20 protein-coding genes are annotated in these 18,670 nt (G+C 59.7%); 10 read left to right on the forward strand and 10 right to left on the reverse strand.

The window, feature by feature from the left end:
• Both AB5Y85_RS19710 and AB5Y85_RS19715 read left to right on the forward strand, forming a co-directional pair.
• Nucleotides 1-741, forward strand: a 741-nt coding sequence (locus tag AB5Y85_RS19710) for a DUF2057 family protein (protein ID WP_368222007.1), incomplete at its 5' end; no start/stop codon positions are given.
• 89 nt (nt 742-830) lie between these two features.
• The gene (locus AB5Y85_RS19715; protein WP_005349610.1) at nt 831-1,658 is read left to right on the forward strand and encodes an SDR family oxidoreductase; all 828 of its coding nucleotides are present in this window, start codon (nt 831-833) and stop codon (nt 1,656-1,658) included.
• A 91-nt stretch (nt 1,659-1,749) separates the two neighbouring features.
• Here AB5Y85_RS19715 and AB5Y85_RS19720 read toward each other — a convergent pair whose 3' ends face one another.
• Nucleotides 1,750-2,082 carry a DUF1904 family protein gene (locus AB5Y85_RS19720; protein ID WP_201976328.1) on the reverse strand — a complete coding sequence of 111 codons (333 nt, stop codon included), beginning with the start codon at nt 2,080-2,082 and terminating at the stop codon, nt 1,750-1,752.
• 88 nt (nt 2,083-2,170) lie between these two features.
• Between AB5Y85_RS19720 and AB5Y85_RS19725 the strand changes: the two genes are divergently transcribed.
• From AB5Y85_RS19725 to AB5Y85_RS19740, 4 genes are all read left to right on the forward strand, one after another.
• Nucleotides 2,171-3,058 (forward strand): TraB/GumN family protein, encoded by an 888-nt coding sequence (locus tag AB5Y85_RS19725; RefSeq protein WP_257687646.1) that lies wholly within the window; start codon nt 2,171-2,173, stop codon nt 3,056-3,058.
• Nucleotides 3,059-3,194: 136 nt separating this feature from the next.
• Nucleotides 3,195-3,374, forward strand: coding sequence for a DUF3149 domain-containing protein (locus AB5Y85_RS19730; protein WP_005338733.1), 180 nt, complete (start codon nt 3,195-3,197; stop codon nt 3,372-3,374).
• 187 nt (nt 3,375-3,561) lie between these two features.
• The gene (gene smrA / locus AB5Y85_RS19735) at nt 3,562-4,143 is read left to right on the forward strand and encodes a DNA endonuclease SmrA (protein ID WP_005338734.1); all 582 of its coding nucleotides are present in this window, start codon (nt 3,562-3,564) and stop codon (nt 4,141-4,143) included.
• Between the two features lie 138 nt (nt 4,144-4,281).
• Nucleotides 4,282-5,760 (forward strand): carboxypeptidase M32, encoded by a 1,479-nt coding sequence (locus AB5Y85_RS19740; protein WP_164537559.1) that lies wholly within the window; start codon nt 4,282-4,284, stop codon nt 5,758-5,760.
• Nucleotides 5,761-5,895: 135 nt separating this feature from the next.
• On the opposite strand, the gene AB5Y85_RS19745 is transcribed toward AB5Y85_RS19740, so the two are convergent.
• From AB5Y85_RS19745 to AB5Y85_RS19770, 6 genes are all read right to left on the reverse strand, one after another.
• Nucleotides 5,896-6,297 carry a VOC family protein gene (locus tag AB5Y85_RS19745; protein WP_201987934.1) on the reverse strand — a complete coding sequence of 134 codons (402 nt, stop codon included), beginning with the start codon at nt 6,295-6,297 and terminating at the stop codon, nt 5,896-5,898.
• 94 nt (nt 6,298-6,391) lie between these two features.
• On the reverse strand, nt 6,392-8,011 hold the full coding sequence (locus tag AB5Y85_RS19750; RefSeq protein WP_257687645.1) for a hypothetical protein: 1,620 nt from the start codon (nt 8,009-8,011) through the stop codon (nt 6,392-6,394).
• Nucleotides 8,008-8,568, reverse strand: a complete 561-nt coding sequence (locus AB5Y85_RS19755) for a PilW family protein (RefSeq protein WP_257687644.1) — start codon at nt 8,566-8,568, stop codon at nt 8,008-8,010. The genes AB5Y85_RS19750 and AB5Y85_RS19755 overlap by 4 nt, the downstream gene beginning before the upstream one ends.
• Nucleotides 8,562-8,954, reverse strand: a complete 393-nt coding sequence (locus tag AB5Y85_RS19760) for a prepilin-type N-terminal cleavage/methylation domain-containing protein (protein ID WP_005358533.1) — start codon at nt 8,952-8,954, stop codon at nt 8,562-8,564. Before AB5Y85_RS19760 ends, AB5Y85_RS19755 begins: the two co-directional genes overlap by 7 nt.
• Nucleotides 8,951-9,370 (reverse strand): GspH/FimT family pseudopilin, encoded by a 420-nt coding sequence (locus AB5Y85_RS19765; protein ID WP_005338751.1) that lies wholly within the window; start codon nt 9,368-9,370, stop codon nt 8,951-8,953. Before AB5Y85_RS19765 ends, AB5Y85_RS19760 begins: the two co-directional genes overlap by 4 nt.
• 1 nt (nt 9,371) lies before the next feature.
• Nucleotides 9,372-9,761 carry a type IV pilin protein gene (locus AB5Y85_RS19770; RefSeq protein ID WP_064341052.1) on the reverse strand — a complete coding sequence of 130 codons (390 nt, stop codon included), beginning with the start codon at nt 9,759-9,761 and terminating at the stop codon, nt 9,372-9,374.
• A 411-nt stretch (nt 9,762-10,172) separates the two neighbouring features.
• Between AB5Y85_RS19770 and AB5Y85_RS19775 the strand changes: the two genes are divergently transcribed.
• Entirely contained in the window at nt 10,173-11,711 is a 1,539-nt protein-coding gene (locus AB5Y85_RS19775) for a DNA-3-methyladenine glycosylase 2 (protein WP_257687642.1), read from the forward strand.
• Nucleotides 11,708-12,181, forward strand: a complete 474-nt coding sequence (locus AB5Y85_RS19780) for a methylated-DNA--[protein]-cysteine S-methyltransferase (protein WP_244775237.1) — start codon at nt 11,708-11,710, stop codon at nt 12,179-12,181. Before AB5Y85_RS19775 ends, AB5Y85_RS19780 begins: the two co-directional genes overlap by 4 nt.
• A 68-nt stretch (nt 12,182-12,249) precedes the next feature.
• Here the strand turns inward: AB5Y85_RS19780 and AB5Y85_RS19785 are convergent, their stop codons facing one another.
• The 3 genes from AB5Y85_RS19785 to AB5Y85_RS19795 form a co-directional block, all read right to left on the reverse strand.
• A complete protein-coding gene (locus tag AB5Y85_RS19785) occupies nt 12,250-14,109 on the reverse strand; it encodes a U32 family peptidase (protein WP_257687641.1) in 1,860 nt (619 codons plus the stop codon).
• Between the two features lie 97 nt (nt 14,110-14,206).
• Complete coding sequence (locus AB5Y85_RS19790) at nt 14,207-14,815, reverse strand: LysE family translocator (protein WP_058057313.1); 609 nt, start codon at nt 14,813-14,815, stop codon at nt 14,207-14,209.
• Nucleotides 14,816-14,943: 128 nt separating this feature from the next.
• Nucleotides 14,944-15,885, reverse strand: a complete 942-nt coding sequence (locus tag AB5Y85_RS19795) for a LysR family transcriptional regulator (RefSeq protein WP_257687640.1) — start codon at nt 15,883-15,885, stop codon at nt 14,944-14,946.
• Nucleotides 15,886-16,111: 226 nt separating this feature from the next.
• Here AB5Y85_RS19795 and AB5Y85_RS19800 point away from each other — a divergent pair, with 226 nt between their 5' ends.
• Together AB5Y85_RS19800 and AB5Y85_RS19805 are read left to right on the forward strand one after the other, a co-directional pair.
• A complete protein-coding gene (locus AB5Y85_RS19800) occupies nt 16,112-17,200 on the forward strand; it encodes a ketoacyl-ACP synthase III (RefSeq protein WP_257687639.1) in 1,089 nt (362 codons plus the stop codon).
• A 784-nt stretch (nt 17,201-17,984) separates the two neighbouring features.
• Nucleotides 17,985-18,668 (forward strand): methyl-accepting chemotaxis protein, encoded by a 684-nt coding sequence (locus AB5Y85_RS19805; protein WP_257687659.1) that lies wholly within the window; start codon nt 17,985-17,987, stop codon nt 18,666-18,668.
• Nucleotides 18,669-18,670 lie beyond the last annotated feature (2 nt).

Raw genomic sequence — 18,670 nt, forward strand, 5'->3', positions numbered from 1 at the left:
CTTACAGGGCCCGCCTTTTTAGTTGTGATGAAGACAAGAGGTAAACCAGAAATGAAAAAGACCATTATGGCAGCATTAATCGCCACACTACCCTCTGTCAGTCAGGCTGCAGTCAATCTGGAAATAGGCAGAGGGGTAGAACTCGTTGCGGTCAATGGTATTCCGGTTGACTCCCCGCTGTTTATTGGCAAGGTAGACAATCAATCTTTGCCCGACGGAGACAATCAAATTGCGATTAAAATCTCTCAATTAGTCAAAGATAAAAACAATACAAAAAAATATAACTCTCATGTACATGTATTGACATTTAATGCTGCAAACCAAGCGATATCGGTAGAAGCACCGAGGTTGCAAACATGGGAACGAGGAGAGGCGTTTGACAAACAACCACAATGGAAACTCTCGTCATCCGGCAACACCGTTTCATACAAACTTGGTGAGCTGGTCTCTATGACCAATATGTCCGTGCTTCGTAATTTTGGCGAAGAGCTTGACGCATTTAACCGTAGCAACCAACCAGCGGCGCTACCTCAACTGGCAGGAGCAATGCAGGGTAATGTGAAAAACGTATATGACTTGCCGACACAAGGCAGCAACGTGATTCCCGCAGCAGTAGCCACAAAACCCATTCAGCCTTCCGATATCAGTGACTCAGCTTCCCAACAAGCGCGATTCTGGTTTGACAAAATGACCCCAACCGAGAAACGCGATTTTATCTCTTGGGCAGCGCAAAACCTGTAAGAAGTACTGTTTATCACACTTAGCCCGCTTTTATGCGGGCTTTTGTTTCATGTATCCTCAAGCGATACATCGCATAGAGATTTCCCATCATGCCCCGTTTTGTTCTGATCACCGGTTGTTCCAGCGGTATTGGCCTCGCCGCCGCACAGGCGCTCGGGCAGCACGGTTTTACCGTGATCGCCTCGGCGCGCAAGGCGGAAGATGTGGCCCGTCTGCAGCAACAGGGATTGCTGGCAGTACAGCTGGATCTGGCGGACCCTGCCTCCATCGAGCTGGGTGCCAGTGCGGCGCTCCATCTGGCGAGCGGGCGCCTCTATGGCCTGTTCAACAATGGCGCTTATGGCCAACCCGGGGCGCTGGAAGATCTGCCCACCGAAGCGCTCAGGGAACAATTCAATACCAACCTGTTTGGCTGGCACCATCTGATCCGTCAGGTGCTGCCGCCGATGCTGGAGGCCAAAGAGGGGCGGATAGTGCAGAACAGCTCGGTTCTGGGACTGGTTGCCATGAAGTATCGCGGCGCCTACAACGCCAGCAAATTTGCGCTGGAAGGTTATAGCGACACTCTACGCCTCGAACTGGCGGGTAGCGGGGTACATATCAGCCTGATTGAACCGGGCCCCATCGATACCCGTTTTCGTGCCAATGCCCGCAGCGCCTTCTTGCGGCACATCGATCCGGCCCAGAGCCGTCATCAGTCGGCCTACCGCCAGACCCTGACACGGCTGGAAAAAGAGGGGGCCACCAGCGGCTTTACCCTCCCAAGCGAAGCCTGCATCCCGCCGCTGCTCCATGCGCTGACCCACGCCCATCCCAAGGCACGCTATCCGGTGACCACTCCGACCCGGCTGTTTGCCTTCCTGCGACGGGTATTGCCCACTCGCTGGCTCGATAAACTGCTGGCCAAATCGGCCTGATCCCGTGATGGGCGACAAGCATCCTGCCGCCCAAGTGGCGTTAGCCGGGTAGCGGCATCACCCGTCCCGCCAACCTGGTTTTTCCCTCTCTTCAATAGTGCTCGCCATTGCTGTAGTAGGCGCTCTTGACCAGAGGGATCACCTGCACCACCACATAGGTCTGCTCCCCCAGCACCCGTTTCAAATGGCGCGTGATAAGGCGCGCGGCGGCGTCCTGCATCTCTTGTGGCCGCTCGAACCAGTGCAGCTCAACAAACGGAAAACCCGTCTCTGGCTCGCCGTTGCGGATCCAGCAGCTATCAATCCGCTCCATGGTGACAAACTCCGGCTTGCCGCCGGTCAGCTCGCAAAGCTCGGCCAGCAGCGTGCCGCTCACCTGTTGCAGGGTATCGAGCGTCACGGCGCGAAAACGAAGATGGGGCATGGCAAACCTCTTGGTTATCTGAAATGAGGACTTATCATAGGGGTTATTGTCAGCAAGAGAAGTCACCCGGCGCACATTAAGGATCCCCATGAGATTTCATCACACCCTCTTTGCCTTCCTGCTCTGCCTGCTGCTACCGCTGCACGCCTTTGCCGATCCCGCCTTCTATCGGGTGAGCAAGGGCAACCAGCAACACTGGCTGCTGGGCTCCATCCATGCAGGTAAACCAGCCCTCTATCCTCTGCCGGAGCCGGTGGAGCGTGCCTGGCTGCAGAGTCGCGCACTGGTGATGGAGGTGGACATGAACAGCATCACACCGGATCAGTGGCAACAGACCGCCTCCCTCACCCGACTGGTGGATGGCAAACCGCTCAAGGATCATCTGCCTGCCGAGCTCTATCAACGCACCCTGATGGCGGGCGCCCGCTATGGCATCGACGAGGCTACCCTCGCCACCCTGCGCCCCTGGTTTGCCGCCATTACCCTGACCCAGGCCGCCATGGCCCGCTCCGACTTCAAGAGTGAACTCGGGATAGACCAGCACTTCGCTACCCGGGCCGCCAAAGAGGGCAAACCGGTAGTGGGTTTTGAAACCCTGCTGGAGCAGCTCGGTTATCTGGCCAGCGTGGGTGACAACCAGACCCTGATGCTCGCCAGCACCCTAGATGAGCTACCGATGCTGGAGAGTGGTTTCGCCGCCGTGATGAAGGCGTGGCAGCAGGGGGATGAGGCGACGCTGATCAATCTGCTCAAGGAGGAGATGGCCCCGCCCGCGCTACAAAGCTGGATGGAGCAGACCCTGCTGGCCGAGCGCAACCATAACTGGCTAAAAAAATGGTCTACCCTGCCCAACGAGAGCTTTATCGTGGTAGGGGCCCTGCACCTTTACGGCGAGCAGGGGTTGCTGGCGTTGCTGGAGCAGCAAGGGTGGCGCATTACCCCGCTCACCACACCGGGCCCTGTGCAAGCTCGGTAGCATGGAGTCCAGTGAGAACGATCACAGAACGCACTGGTTATTAAACAACCTGCAAGGGAGTTGATCGGGATCATCCCGGACAGGGCAAAGAGGTATTTATCATGCCTGTCATCAACCGGGTGACAGGAGCAATAAAATGGACTTTTGGCTGGACCTGATGTTTGGCAACAGCGTGGGATTGATGTCGATGCTGGTGATTATCGGCACCTTCTTGCTCATCAGCTCTTACGCGGCCTATTTCATCTACAAGGTGATGCACTCGCAACCGCCTCATTCACAGCAACCCCATTCTCAACAGCCCAAAGAGGGAAAATAATCCTCTGACCACAGGCGGCAGCTCACACTGACCGCCTGTGCTGTTTTATGGTTCGCGACTGTGATTCCCGGGCCAGACTGCACCAGTGTCCATGCTGGGCGCCCCTTATCCCCTCCCCCTTTCCCCGTTTTCTGTGCCGGTTGCGGCCGTTATAATGGCCCCCACTTTTTCTTATGGGGAGCCTGCCGTGTCTCATAACGACGAACTCTCGCTATTTATGAATGAAGTGGCCGACGTGCGGCCCATTCGCAGCGACAACATCCATCCCCATGCGGCCAAATCCGCCCCGACCGAGGCGCAGCTCGCTCGCCGCCAGGCTGCCACTGCCGAACAACTCGCCCTCGACCACCTCACCATGGAGGCCATCGAGATGCGCGATCCGCACGAAATCGTCGGCTTCAAACGCGATGGGGTGCAGGAGGGGGTCTACAAGAAGCTGCGGCTCGGCAAATACGAGCTGCAGGCCAGCCTGGACTTGCACCAGAAAACCCTCAATGAGGCACGCCAGACGCTGGTGCAGTTCATTGCGGATTGTGAAGTCCGGGATATCCGCTGCCTGCTGATCCTGCACGGCAAGGGGGAGCGCAGCACCCCGCGTGCCCTGCTGAAAAGCTATGTCAGCGCCTGGTTGCCGCAACTGCCCGCCGTCATGGCGATCCACAGTGCCGAGCGTCGCCACGGCGGCAGCGGTGCTCTATACGTGCTGCTGCGTAAAAGCGAACGCAAAAAAGCGGAAAACCGCGAACGGCACCAGAAGCGGCTCGGCTAATCCGCGTTTCGCCCCCACGCCTTTGGCCCGCCTGCATGAAGGTGGTCAACTATACAGCGGCGGTGTTAGCATCGAACGGCCCCGAGCATGCCAGGTACGGGGCGGCATACCATCAGGGACGATAACAAGGACAATCCCATGTCATATCAAAAGCTTGAACAACATCAGCAGCAGATCCACCGCTTTAGCCACCTCGCCGCCATCTGCGGCTGGGATCAGGCGGCCATGATGCCGGAAGGGGGCAACGGTGCCCGCGCCGAAGCGATGGCCGAACTCGGTCTGCTAATCCACCAGAAGCGCACCGCTCCCGAGCTGGGCGACTGGATTGCCAAGGCCGAGAGTGAGCCGCTGGATGAAGTGCAACGGGCCAATCTCGGCGAGATCAAGCGCCAGTGGCAAGATGCCAGCCTGCTGCCCGGTGAGCTGGTCGAAGCGCTGTCGCTCGCTGGCAGCAAGTGCGAGCACGCCTGGCGCAGCCAGCGCAAGAACAACGACTGGGCCGGTTTTGCTCCCAATCTCGAGGAGGTGGTGAAACTCTCCCGTGAAGTAGCGCAGCTGCGGGCCGATGCGCTTGGCGTGCGCCCCTACGACGCCATGCTGGCCCTCTATGAGCCGGGCATGACCAGCGCACGGCTCGATCAGATCTTCGGCGATCTCGCCAGCTGGCTGCCGGCTCTTATCCAGACCGTGAGTGAACAACAAAAGGGCGATGCCCTGCTGCTGCCGCAAGGCCCCTTCCCCATTCCGACCCAGCAGGCACTCGGTCAGGAGGTGATGGGACTGCTCGGCTTTGATTTCGCCCACGGCCGTCTCGATGTGAGCAGCCACCCCTTCTGTGGCGGCGTGCCGACCGATGTGCGGATCACTACCCGCTATAACGAGCAGGAGTTTGTCTCCAGCCTGATGGGCATAGTGCACGAAACCGGTCACGCCCGTTACGAGCAGGGGCTGCCGCGTCATCTGCTGGGTCAGCCGGTAGCCGAAGCGCGCTCCATGGCGATCCACGAGAGCCAGAGCCTGTTTTGTGAAATGCAGCTGGGGCATCATCCATCCTTCCTCGCGCTGCTGGCGCCACGTATTCGTCACCACTTCGGCGAACAGGCGGCGTTTGCGCCGGACAATCTGACCAAGCTCTACAGCCGGGTCGAACCGGGCTTTATTCGGGTCGATGCGGACGAGGTGACCTATCCGGCCCACGTTATCCTGCGCTACGAGCTGGAGCGCGATCTGGTGGAAGGGAAGATCGAGGTGGCCGACATCCCCGAGCTGTGGGACACCAAGATGCAGCAGTGGCTGGGACTCTCCACCAAGGGCAACTACCGCAATGGCTGCATGCAGGATATTCACTGGACCGACGGCTCGTTCGGCTACTTCCCGAGCTACACCCTGGGCGCCATGTATGCCGCCCAGCTGCGCTTTGCCCTCGAGAAAGAGCTGGGCAGCATGGGTGAGGTGATCGCGGCGGGCCGCCTGCCGGAGATCTTCGGCTGGCTCGGACGCAACATCTGGTCACAGGGGAGCCTGCACAGCACCGACGAGCTGGTGCGCCGTGCCACCGGTGAAGCGCTCAATCCGCACTGGCTGCGCCAGCATCTGGAACAGCGCTACCTGAAGTAATAAGCGCAGTAAGCTAACAGCAGAACGGGGCCCTTTTTAGTTGACCACTACAGGGCCCCGTTTTTATGGCGGTTCATTTTTATGGCGGTGCATGGCACAGCACGCCGTCACGGCAATGCTGTAAAAAGAGAGAGTTCAGAGGGGATCCGGGGCACCCAGCAACTCGCGTAGTTGCAGGATATTGCCCTCAGGGTCGAAGGCGTTGCGCACCACAAAGCCGGGCCCAGTCCACTGCTGTGGCAGCAGGCCGCCGCCGAGATCCGCCGCCTTCGCCTCCGCCCAGGCGAGGCTGGATACGGTGAAGAACAGCTTGATGGCCCCCTCTTCCCGCAATTCCGGCGGCCGCTTGATAACAACTTGCCCGGCATAAGGCTCGGGAATGGCGTGGATCAGCAGCTGGATATCGCTGTTTTCCAGCACCACCAGCTGCTCATCCTGACTGCAGACCACCATCTGCAGCAATGTACGATAAAAGTGGGTCAGCAGGCCCGGATCCTTGGCATAGATCAGGGCACCGGCGCGAGCGGGGCCTGGCATGGAGCTCTCCTCAACAGTGAATGGCTGGGTGGACAGATCTCCACCTTCTCACAGTTGCGCGCCCCGTTCGATCCTTTTTAGCGGCTCGCCAGCCTCACTGCACAAAGTGCCACTGCCGCAGCGCCAGTGTCGGCGGCGGCCCCTGATCGTCCCCCAGATCTGCCATGCCCAGCGCCTCGTCATAGTGCACACCGCCCGCGCCACTCTCGGTCAGGTATTTTGCCCGCACCGCCCCGTACAGACCGCCACTTCCGCTGATCTTCATCTCGGTCAGCGGGGCATAGAGGGCGGCATAGAGCGGGGTATTACCCGACAGCTTGATCCCATCCTTGCCGCTATACGCGGAATAGAGGGAGATAGCAGGCGTACCGACAGTGGTCAGCCCCTGCTTGGCTGCCGTCACCTCGGCACCGGCCCCGAGATCGACCTTGCCGCTGACGATCAGGGTCAGACTACTGCCCTCGCTCACCGTCAACTTGTTGCTGCCAGTCATGGTGAAATCCTTGTCGATCAGCAGCACCACATCCCCCTTGATGGTTAGTGTGGCATCGGCCCCCATATTGAGACTGTCGAGCTGATAAATGGTCTGATCCTTGCCAAACAGCTCCCCCTTGCCGGGTAGCGGCAGCCCGGGCTTATGCTGGTTGCTGCTGGTGACCGAGCCGGTGGCGGGATCCGTGGTCAGCACCATCTGCTGGGTGGCCCCGAGCGTCAGCGGGCCATTGATGGGCAGCGTTGCAGGGGGGAACGATTTGGGCAGCGCGGCCACATTGAGCGGGTCACACACCTGCCCGGCCACAGGTGGCAACTTGGGATCATTGCGATACTCGGGATCCAGATACTTCTGGTTCGCCTGATCTTTAAAAAAGCCAGCACCACCATAACTGAGTTTGCCGCTGTCGATACTGGTACCCCAGTCCATGGAGACATTGCCATTGACCGCCACCTGACCACCGATGCGCCCCCCTTTCAGGGTCAAACTGCCGCCCCCTTTCACATTGCCGGAGACCCGGACAATCTTGTCCGAAGAGGGGGAGATAATGACGTCGCTCCCGGCATTCACGTTGCCCGAGATGGGAGAAGATCCGTTCAGGGTCACGGAGCCGGTCGCCCGTACATCGCCCCAAATTGGCGAATTGCCGTCGAGCACTACATTGGCCTTGTCACTGACGGTCGCCACCTTGGCATTCTGGTTAATGTTGGTGCCGCCATATTTGCCCTTGCGCGAGTCATAGCTGTCGATAAAACCGCTACCGGAGAGGCTCAACCCTTCACACGCCACCACCGAATCCTGAAAGATGAGATTGCCGGGTTCGCGCTTGAGGGCAAACAGGGCGTTGAGGCTGGCATTGCCCTCCAGATAGCGGCCATGGCTCTGCAGCGCCAGCTTGCTGCCGGCGGAGGCATCAAGCTGCTCGATGCTGAAGCGGCTGCCCGCCATGGCTCCTTCCCCCTTGCCAGGCACCTTCTGCACCAGTTGAGCCCACTCGATGCGCGGTTCGGCGCCAAGGGCCTGATGCAGGGCGCGATAACTCTCGTTCATCCCCTGCTCGGCACTGAGCTGCGCATTGATCTTCTTGTGAAAATTGCCGCTCAGGCGAGTCTGCAACTGGTTCTCCTGAATGCTGGTAAACACCAGCAGACTCGACAACAAGCTCACCACCAGCACCACCAGCAGTACGGCTCCCCGCTGCCCCTGCAATCCCTTGTTCATCCCGCTCCCCCTGCTGTGGCGTTGGCACCGGATGTGGCCAACGCTGCCTCCCAGACCGCCTTACGGCGGGCCACCTGCACCTCTACTCCCGGTGCCAGATAGCTCGGCAGCCCTTCGGGCAAGATGCGGATATTGACCACTGCCCCCTGCTGGACGAATTCAAGATCCTGAAGATGGGCCAGCAACAGGCGCGGGCCATCTCCGTCATCGCAACTGAGTACTGGCGGCGTGAAGCGGTACTGCTCGGTAAAATCGGCGGTTTTCTGGTTGCCAAGGCAGGATAGCACCGGACTGCCCCCCTCTACCTTGAAGGCCAGCGTCAGGCGCTCAGGGGTCACTGCTATCAGCTGATCCGCCTGCTTGATGCTGTTGGTAAAGGTGAGAGTGGCAAAGCGCAGCACTTCGTTCGCCTGCTCCAACGCCTTGCTCTGCTCGACCGTGCTCTTGATCGGGGCGTAACCGGCAAAAATCGCCAGCATCAGCATCAGACCGAGCACCATGGAGATCATCAGCTCGACGAGACTGACACCTCGTTGCCGTGAGGGGACGCTCAGCATAAGGGCGGAAATCCTGCGTTCAGCTCCACCCGCTTGGCGCCGGAGACCCGCTCATCCTGCCACTCGATAGCGACCACAAAGTTGTCGCTATAACGGTTCGGTAGCACCAACCGGTGGCCATCCTGCAGGGTGAAGCGGGCAAGAAAATCGGCCTGGGTGAACCGCTCGGGCTTGCGCTGCACTTCACACAGCGAGCTCCAGATCTGCTCCACGCTGTTGCTCGCCTCGATCGTGGCCAGCGTGCTCTGCAAGCTGTAATGCGCCTGCTGCAACGAGACCACCTGCCCCTTGGCGAGACCGAGAAACACCATCACCGCCAACACCATGGAGACCATGATCTCCACCAGATTGAAGCCCTGCTGGCGGGCAAGTGCAGCGTGTCTCATGAACAGCTCCCTTGCAGCAGCTGGCCGCTCGGGGCCACGCAGAGCACCCGCTGCTCACCGAGGCGATTGGCCAGAATGATCTCGGCGTGGCTGCTGCTGCCGGTTGGCGCGATCTGGATGGGGTCAAACGGCTTGATCACCACTCCGCCAGCAGGTGCTGCCGCCTGACGCAGCAACTTGCTGTCAGCCATCACCTCCCAGCCACCGTTCTCGGTGCCCTGCAGTACCACCGGCAGGGTCAGCTTGACCGCTTCGCTGCGGGCAAAGCGGTAGGCTGACGCGAGTTCGGTCGCACTGCGATCGAGCCGTTCGGCCGCGAGGCGCTGACTCATGGAGGGCAACCCGACCAATAGCAAAATGGCGGCGATGCCGACCGTGATCATCAACTCAATCAGAGTAAATCCGCGCACATTCATCTTATGATCCCCAGCAGTCATGGCGATTGGCCGCGCGATAACCGGTTTGATCGAGGGTCAGAGTGCCGCACTCATCCTGTTGTCGCGTCGTTGGAATGGCTTTGAGCAGGTAGTCGCCAGCATCTTGCTGGCTGTAGCTGAACTGGTAGAAATCCGTGTTGGAATGGGTATCAAACGTGTCTGGATAACGGCCCTGTTGGGTATAGATACGTTCAAGGGCGAGCGCCTGCTCCAGCAATTGTTGCTGCGCTTCGTAACGACGTCCCTGTTGCAGATAACCCTGATACGCTGGCAACGCGATGGCCGCGAGAATGCTGACAACCGTCATGGCGATCAACAACTCGATCAGACTAAACCCACGGCAATGGGGCCATGCCTTACAGTCGTTCACTTATCATCCTTGGCAAGTGTTGTTGTTATTGGTCGGCCTAAGGCCGCAGATGTGATGACTTAATAATCATCAAAAATTAACTAACTCGATTGAACAACACAAAATCACCACACTCAATGTAAAAAAGATAGTTATGTGATCTGTTATTAATTTTTAAGCAGTTTTCGCCGCCACTAATCTCGCTAAGCAAATAAAGCTAGGCCAATCGTGCCTACGACCCGTCCGTTATGCCCCCTTCTGTCGAGCCGCGACATATGAATAGCAGCGTGACGAAGAGTGAAACCCGGCCGTGCAATGAAAGAGCAAAAAAACCTTTGGCCAATTTTTGCTATCCCTGTCCGTTTCTGGCTAGTCACAGCCCCCGAGCCCCCTTACTCTCTTGCTATCTATTCCAGCAAAGCCGCCAACACCATGAATGCAAAGCCCAGCCCAGAGTCGTCACCGGATGAGGTGATCAACACCCTCAGCCGCGAGCAGTGTCACGCCGCACGGCTCGCCCGCGATTCTCGCTTCGATGGCCGCTTCTTTACCGGCGTGCTCTCGACCGGCATCTACTGCCGGCCGGTCTGCCCGGCACGGCCACCGCACGAGCACAATGTGCGCTACTTCCAAAGCGCCGCGGCCGCCGAGCAGTATGGGCTGCGACCCTGCCTGCGCTGCCGCCCTGAGCTGGCCCCCGCCGCCCGTGGCGATCTGCCGGTTGAACTGGCACGTCTGCTGGCACGCATCGATCGCGGCGAGCTGGCGGAGGGCACGCTCGCCAAACTGGCCACTGAGGCCGGGATCAGCGAACGCACCCTGCGCCGCCAGTTCGAGCAACATCTCGGCGCCTCACCAAAACAGGTGGAGCAGACGCGCCGCCTGCTGCTCGCAAAAAGGCTGCTGACTGAAACCGGGCTGCCCATCACCGACATCGCGTTTGCCGCCGGCTTTGCCAGCATCCGCCGCTTCAATGACGCCTGGCTCAACGCCTACGGACTGGCCCCGCGCACCCTGCGCCAACAAGAGGATCATGCGCCAGAGCACATGAGCGCGCAGCCCCGCGGCGCCCCCCTGACCCTGCAACTGCCCTATCGCCCCCCATATGACGTGGCGGCCATGCTGGCGTTCTATCGGCTACGGGCGATCCCCGGACTGGAGCGGGTAGATGGCGAGGTGTATGAACGGCGCTACCGGGTCGGCGATCAGGTCGCGCTGGTGCGCATCGCGCAGGGCAAGGGGCACAGCCTGCAGCTTACCGTCCATGATCTGCCGCTCACAGCACTGCCCGATCTGCTCTATCGGGTGCGCCGGATGTGGGATCTCGATGCCGATATGCAGCGGATCGGCGATCTGCTCGGTCAGGATCCGCTGCTCGCCCGCTTGCAGGCGCGCTGGCCCGGCGTTCGGCTGCCGGGTGGCTGGGACGAATACGAGGTGATGCTGCGCGCCATCGTCGGCCAGCAGGTCTCGGTCAAAGGAGCCATCACCATACTCGGGCGACTGGTAGCCCGTACCGAGGCGCAATTCGGGGTGGCACAACTACCGACCCCCGCCCAGTTGTGCGAACTCGATCTCGATGGCATCGGCATGCCCGGCAGCCGTATTCGTACCCTGCGGGGAGTGGCGAAGGCACTGGCCAGCGGTGAGCTGACCCTCACAACAGCCAGTGATGAGCAGTTGCTGGCACTACCGGGCATAGGCCCCTGGACGGTCTCTTACTGGCGGCTGCGCTGCGGGATGGATACCGATGCCTTCCCCGCTTCCGATCTGGTGCTGCAAAAGGCACTCGGCGGCGGCACCAAGCTGCCGGTAAAAGAGGTGTTGACGCAAAGCGCAGCATGGCAACCGTGGCGCAGCTATGCGGCCAGCTGGCTGTGGCACGCCATGAGTGAAGCGCCCGATTTGCTACTCCGTGCCACCGGCAACGAAAACCAGCCGGATAACCCACAACAGGAGATAACCCCATGATCTGCTACGATATCCTGCCGACCCGCTGCGGCGATCTGCTGGTTGCCATCAATGAATCCGGTCTGGTGCACGTAGACTTTGTGGCGGGCCTGCGGGCACTGCCCGATATGAGTGGCTGGCAGCAAGATCACGGAGCACTGGCCCCCTTCCTCGCCGAATTTGACGCCTATTTTGCCGGTCGCTTGCAGCGCTTCTCCCTGCCCCTTGCCGCCCGTGGCACCACCTTTCAGCAGGCGGTATGGCAAGCGCTGTGCGACATCCCCTACGGCGAGACCCGCAGCTACAGCGATATCGCTCGCACCATCGGCAAACCCGATGCGGTGCGGGCAGTGGGCGCGGCGAATGGCCGCAATCCGCTCTCGATCATCGTCCCCTGCCATCGGGTGATCGGCCAAAACGGCAGCCTGACCGGCTATGCGGGGGGATTGGAGATTAAAAAAGCACTGCTGGCGCTGGAGAGGGGCAATTAAAGGAGTCTGAGTAGAGCACCTGCGATAAAAAATTGCCCCTTTTCCAGATGGAGAAAGGGGCTCATTGATCAGCGTTTCAGGCTGCCCATCACATGCATTTCGCAGCGGTTACAGTCAAAACGCAGGCGGAAGGTGTCTTTACCCATCTTGAGTTCCAGCGGCTCGGCCTTGAGACCTGGCACCTCGTTCGGACAGAGGTTCTGGCTGTAGCGGATGCAGTGCTTGGTGATCATCAGCACCACTTCCCGCTCCTCCTTGTTCGCCTCATAGGCGGGAGCAATCCGCTCCACCCCATGTTCGCGGAAGAACTGCTCGGCCGCGCTGTTCAGCACATTGCCAAGGTAGGAGAGACGGTGCTGGGGATAGTTGATATCCCGCAGCGCGATCCGTCGCTCGGGGCGCTGGTAGCTGGCCACTCGTACCGCCTCCAGCGCGGCGATGCCGTCCCGGCGCAAACCGTTGAGCTGTGATGCGGCGATAAATAGCGGGTGAGTGAATGCCAACTCAATCTTGCGCGCCACAAACAGGGTATTGCCGAGTTTGCCAAGTTGATCCCGCGCCTGTTGCAGCGCCCGCTCAGGATTGTCGGCAGGCTGTTTGTCGCAAGGCAGCGTCACTGCTGCACTGATGCCCTGCTCGTCGGTGAGCGTGAGGATCACGCCCTCATCGCACTCTGCCAGCACCATATCGACCCGGATGCGGCGATCCGCGCTCGCCTTCTCCAGCATCTTGCTGAACGCCTGATCGTGGTTGCGGTAGATTTCTGTCCCCACCTTCAGCCCTGGCATGCGTTCTGACAGGAGTAACTGCTTACCTTCGACTTTGTTGAGACGCATCCCCACCAGCTCGTTATTCGGCTTGAAGAAGCCCAGACCGTCGCCGTTGTTGAGGGTGACCTGTCTGCCATCGATCTCGATACCGTCACGGGTCACCTTGGTGACCCGCCCCAGCGGTTCGCCCACATATTTCGGGCTCCTGGTGGAGTCGATACCCTGCTGGCGACCATGGAGGAAGTAGTCTGTGCTGCCGCGGTTGAAACTTTTCTTGGGGTCAGGCGTGAAGCTGTAGCTGCAACGGCCAGCAGAGGCAGCCACCAGATCGGAGCGACTATCCAGAATGGCGTCCAGCTTCTGCCGATACCAGGCGGTGACGTTTTTGACGTAATCGAGCCCCTTGAGTCGCCCCTCGATCTTGAAGGAGCGGATCCCCGCCTCGATCAAGGCCTCCAGGTTGTCGGTCTGATCCATATCCTTGAGTGACAACAGGTGGCTGTCGGCCACCAGCACTTCGCCATCCGGCTTTTGCAGCGAGCAGGGCAGACGGCAGAGCTGGGCACACTCGCCACGGTTGGCGCTGCGGCCGGTACGGGCATGGCTGATGTTGCACTGGCCGCTGTAGGAAACGCAGAGAGCGCCGTGGATAAAGAACTCCAGCTGCACATTGGTCGCCGCGCTGATCTCGCGGATCTGCGCAAGAGACAGTTCGCGCGCCAGCACCACCTGAGAGAAACCCACATCCTGCAGAAACTTCACCTTCTCCGGCGTGCGGTTGTCGGTCTGGGTACTGGCATGGAGCGCGATGGGAGGCAAATCCAGCGCCAGCAGTCCCATATCCTGCACGATGAGCGCATCGGCACCGGCTTCGTAGATCTGGTGGGTCAGCCGCCGGGCCTGCTCCAGCTCGTGATCGTGCAGCAGGGTGTTGAAGGCGACAAAGACCTGGGCGCCGAAACGGTGGGCGTGGCGCGCCAGCGCCTCGATATCCTCGATGGAGTTGCCCGCCGCACTGCGGGCGCCAAAGGCCGGCCCCCCCATGTAGACGGCATCGGCACCATGGTTGATGGCTTCGATGCCGTAGGCGAGGTTCTTGGCCGGAGCCAGCAGCTCCAACCGGTTGTTGTGGCTTAACGGGTGCTTGTTCTGGTGCATGGTCTCGGGATCAGGGCGGACAGCAAATAGGCGCTACTCTAGCCCATTCACCACCCACATGCCTTGATCCTGCTTAAGGTATCTGCGAAATACAGGATTAGATAACCACCTTGAGTGCCAACCCGAGCAGCACCAAGCCGCTCACCTTATCGATCACAAAGGATTTAGCTTTAAGCCACGCCAGCACAGGCCCGCGGGAGAGCACCAGCGCCACCAGCACGTACCAGACGGCATCGATCCCGCCCGCGGTGAGCATCATGATGCCCCCTTCGCTCCAGCCGGTATCGGCCCGCACAAACTGGCTGAACAGAGCGATGAAGAAAACCGCCAGTTGGGGGTTAAGGAAGGCAACCATAAAGCCTTCAAAAGCCCCCTGCCGACCACGCAGTTGATGCACCTCTTCATTCCCTTCGTCACTGGCTGGTTTTGCCAGCAGGGCTTTCACCCCGAGCCAAGCAAGAAATGCGGCGCCGCCGTAGCGGATCAGATCAAACAGGATAGGGGTCTGGGTGATCAAAATGGAGAGGCCGAGCGCCGTGACCAGCGCATAGATACCAACCCCGAGGCCGTGACCGAGCGCAGTGGCGACGCCGTGCCCCTGCCCGCCCTGCACCGTGTTGCGGATGATTAGCGCCAGACTCGGCCCCGGGCTGATGGCGCCCATCACGCAGATTGCGGCCAGTGCCAGCCAACTCGTCAGTTCCATGCTTTTCCTCTTTATATGCTCGATATGATGACCTGCATTCAGGGTACGGGCTGAGCCATTATGCCAGTAGTGAAAGTTATGAATAGATTCCATAACCAATGGCTATGGCACCACACAACTGACCGGGGCTAACCGCCGAGATCGAGCAGCTTGCGACTCTCGCCAACGGTGCGTTGCAGATGATCCCGCAGGAATGGGTAGGCCAGCTCGCGAAACCAGCGGTGGGCCGGATCCTGATGGTGACGCTGATGCCACAGCAGATGATACTGCTGGTCGCGGGTAGCAAAGGGCAGATCGACAAAGGTGAGCTCATGGCCGCAGGAGAGCTGCCAGGCGATATGAGCAGGGGTGGTCATCAGGCAATCGGTGCGCAGCAACACCTCCACTGCCGCCTGAAAGAAGGGGACTCTGGCAAACCAGCGCCGACTCACTCCCTGCGGCGCCAACACCTGCTCAACCGGACTGTCCTTGTCGCCTCCCCCGCTCACCTGCAGGTGAGGCCAGGCGAGATAGTCATCGAGACTCAGCGCCTTGCCCGCCAGCGGGTGATGACGTCCCATCAACACCGCTAGCCGATCTTCCCCCTGATGCAGACCTCGGATCTGCTCCGGTACCTGCTCGGTGATGGTAGATACCAGATCCAGCTCGGACTGCCACAGCTGCGGCAGCTGACGTTTGTCCCACAGGCTGTACTCCAGCGCCGCCAACGGCGCCTCTTTGGCGAGCGCGGCACAGATATCGGGCAGGATATGCTGGGCCACATAATCGGAGGAGGCGAGCCGAAATACCCGCTCGCAGCGGCTCGGGTCAAACCCGGGGGCCTCGTAGAGCCGCTCCAGCGCACCGAGAGAATCCGCCAGCTGGGCGGCCAGCGCTTCGGCTCGCGGCGTCAGCAGCCAGCGTTGCCCCTCCCGCAACAGCAACTCGTCATCAAACTCGCTGCGCAACTGGGCAAGCTGCTTGCTGATGGAGGGCTGACTCAGGTGCAACAGCTCTGCGGCGCGGCTGATATTGCGGGTCTCCAGCAGCACCTTGAGGGTCGGCAACAAGTTGAGATTGGCTCTGAGCAAGGAGATACCCTCATCGGTGGCGAAACGCCTATCTTAGGGCAGAGGAGTCCCGCGTTTTAAGCAAAATTTCCTGCCATGTTCAGCACATTGCAGCCCTTTGCGACCAGATGGCACAGCTGAGCCCCCCGCACATAACCATGACCACAAGATGACAGTGGTTGTCTCGTACGGCATAATTGCACGATTTTCCGCCCGCGGGCGATCCACTTTGAGAAGCGGTAACAAGATGAAATACGCCAATATCACCGGCTGGGGCAAATGCCTGCCTCCCTCCGTGCTGACCAACGACGACCTCAGCACCATCATGGATACGTCAGACGAGTGGATCTATCCGCGCACCGGCATCAAGGCCCGCCGGATCTCCCATGTCAGCACTTCGGATCTCGCCACCCTGGCCGGTCGCCGCGCGCTGGCTTGCGCCGGTCTGGAAGCGAGCGATCTCGATGGCATCATCCTGGCCACCGCCACCCCGGACAACCTGCTGCCAAGTGCCGCCTCTGCCGTGCAGAAGAAACTGGGCGCCGTCAATGCAGCCGTGTTTGACCTCAACGCGGCCTGCACCGGTTTCGTCTACTCCCTTTCCGTCGCTACCTCGCTGGTGCAGACCGGCATGATGAAGAAGGTGCTGGTGATTGGTGCCGAGCGCCTCACCTACCTGCTGGACTGGGCGCGCCGCGATACCGCCGTGCTGTTTGGCGATGGTGCCGGTGCCGTGGTGATCGAGGCGAGCGAGCAGGAGTGTGGCCTGATCGCCAACAAGCTGGGCTGTGACAGCGAAGCGCGGGAGATCCTGCACGTACCGAACTTCGGTACTGATCGGGTGCGTTTTGCCGATATCGATGGGCTGTTCACCTTCAACTTCGAAGGGCCGGAGATCTTCAAACGCGCCGTGCGCGGCATGGGTGAAGCCACCAACACTGTGCTGGCGCAGGCCGGTATTGCGCCGGAGCAGGTCGACCTGATCGTTCCCCATCAGGCCAATATCCGCATCATCGAAACCCTCGCCAAGCGGATGAATGCGCCGATGGAGAAGGTGATGGTCAACATCGAAAACTACGGCAACACCTCCGCAGCTACCGTGCCCATCGCCCTGTGTGAAGCGCTGGAGCAGGGCCGCGTCAAGCCGAACTCCTATCTGCTGACCGCCGCTTTCGGTGCCGGCCTGACCTGGGGTGCCGCCATCATCAAGTGGGGAGATCGCGTCACCCCCATCAAGGCGTGCGATGCCGAACTGCCCCCCTGCGACCAGAGTGCGCTGGAGCTCATCGCCCATGCTGTGGAAGGTTGCCAGAAGGCTCACGCCAACGAGGCTTGATCCTCATCAGGAGCCTGAATCCTCAGGCTCCCTCTCTCCTTTTCATCCCCACCAAGCTCTGCCCCCCACTTCGCAAGCCGCTTGATACGGCAATCGCTGATACAAACAACTCCGATTTGCAGCCAATTAATTTTTTTCCGCTAACCTTATTGTGCCAACTATAAATAAAGAAAAGAGCGTCAAGGGGCACCATGACTGTTTCGGTCCTGCGCCTTTACCTCTTACCAAATAATTGCACAGGGATAAGCTACGTATGGCACAACACAAAAGTGGCGTGAACACACCGCTTTGGGAACCGGTTTGCTGGATTTGCTGCATCGGGCTTGCTCTGCTGAGCTGCCTGTTGCTGCAGCTCGCCGATGCGCTGTCACCTCTCTACCTGCTGCTCAATGTGCTGGTTGGTATTGCCGCCGCGCTCTGGACATCGAGTCACTTCCACCAGCACACACTCCGACATCGTGCAGGAGAGGAACAAACCGTCGCAACCGATCCTCTCGCCCACTCCATCATCGGGCTCGAACAGGTGTGCGAGAAGGCACTCCCCATCTGGTCCCAGCAAATTGAAAGCTCTCGTCAACAAACCGAAGCCGCGATGATTGACCTGACTCAACGCTTCAGCGGCTTGGCCAACAAGCTGGAAGAAGCAGTCAATGCTTCTCATCTGGCAGCCGGAGAATTGGGTGATGCCAATTCCCGTGGCATGGCAGGAGTCTTGAGCGAGAGCCAGCAGCAACTCAATGAGGTAGTGGCCATCCTGCACTCCGCCCAAGCCAATCGGGACGCCATGCTGGGTGAGATAAAAAGCCTGACCACCTACACCATAGAGCTCAACACCATGGCCATGGATGTGGCCAAAATCGCCTCCCAGACCAACCTGCTGGCCCTCAACGCCGCCATTGAAGCAGCTCGTGCAGGGGAAGCAGGCCGTGGCTTTGCTGTGGTCGCTGATGAAGTGCGTAACCTCTCCCGCCTCTCCAGCGAAACCGCCCAGAAGATGACCGACAAGGTGGATACCATCAATACTGCTATCGGTCGCGCCTTCCAGATTGCCGAAAATGCTGCCGCACGGGATCACGCCTCGGCGCTCAATTCGGAGCAGACAATCGAACAGGTGCTGGCCCGTTTTCGCCATGCCACTGACAGCCTGGCGGAATCCGCCTCCCTGCTGCAAAACGAGAGCACCGATATCCATCGCGAAATTTCCAGCGTCATTGTCTCGCTGCAATTTCAAGACAGAGTCAGCCAGATCCTCAGCCACGTCAGACAAAACATGGAGAGCCTCTCCAGCCATCTGGTTACTTCGGAGCAGAGCAGCAATGCGACAGGGCCAATCCAGATCGATGCCAATCGCTGGCTGGCAGAGATGGAACTCTCATACGCCACCGACGAACAGCGCAATATTCACCATGGTCGCACCACCCGTTCTGTCAACGCGCAACCAAGCAGCGCCGACATCACATTTTTCTAGGA

The organism is Aeromonas sp. R3-1 (assembly GCF_040908345.1).
In the GTDB taxonomy this organism is placed as follows: Bacteria; Pseudomonadota; Gammaproteobacteria; order Enterobacterales; family Aeromonadaceae; genus Aeromonas; species Aeromonas veronii.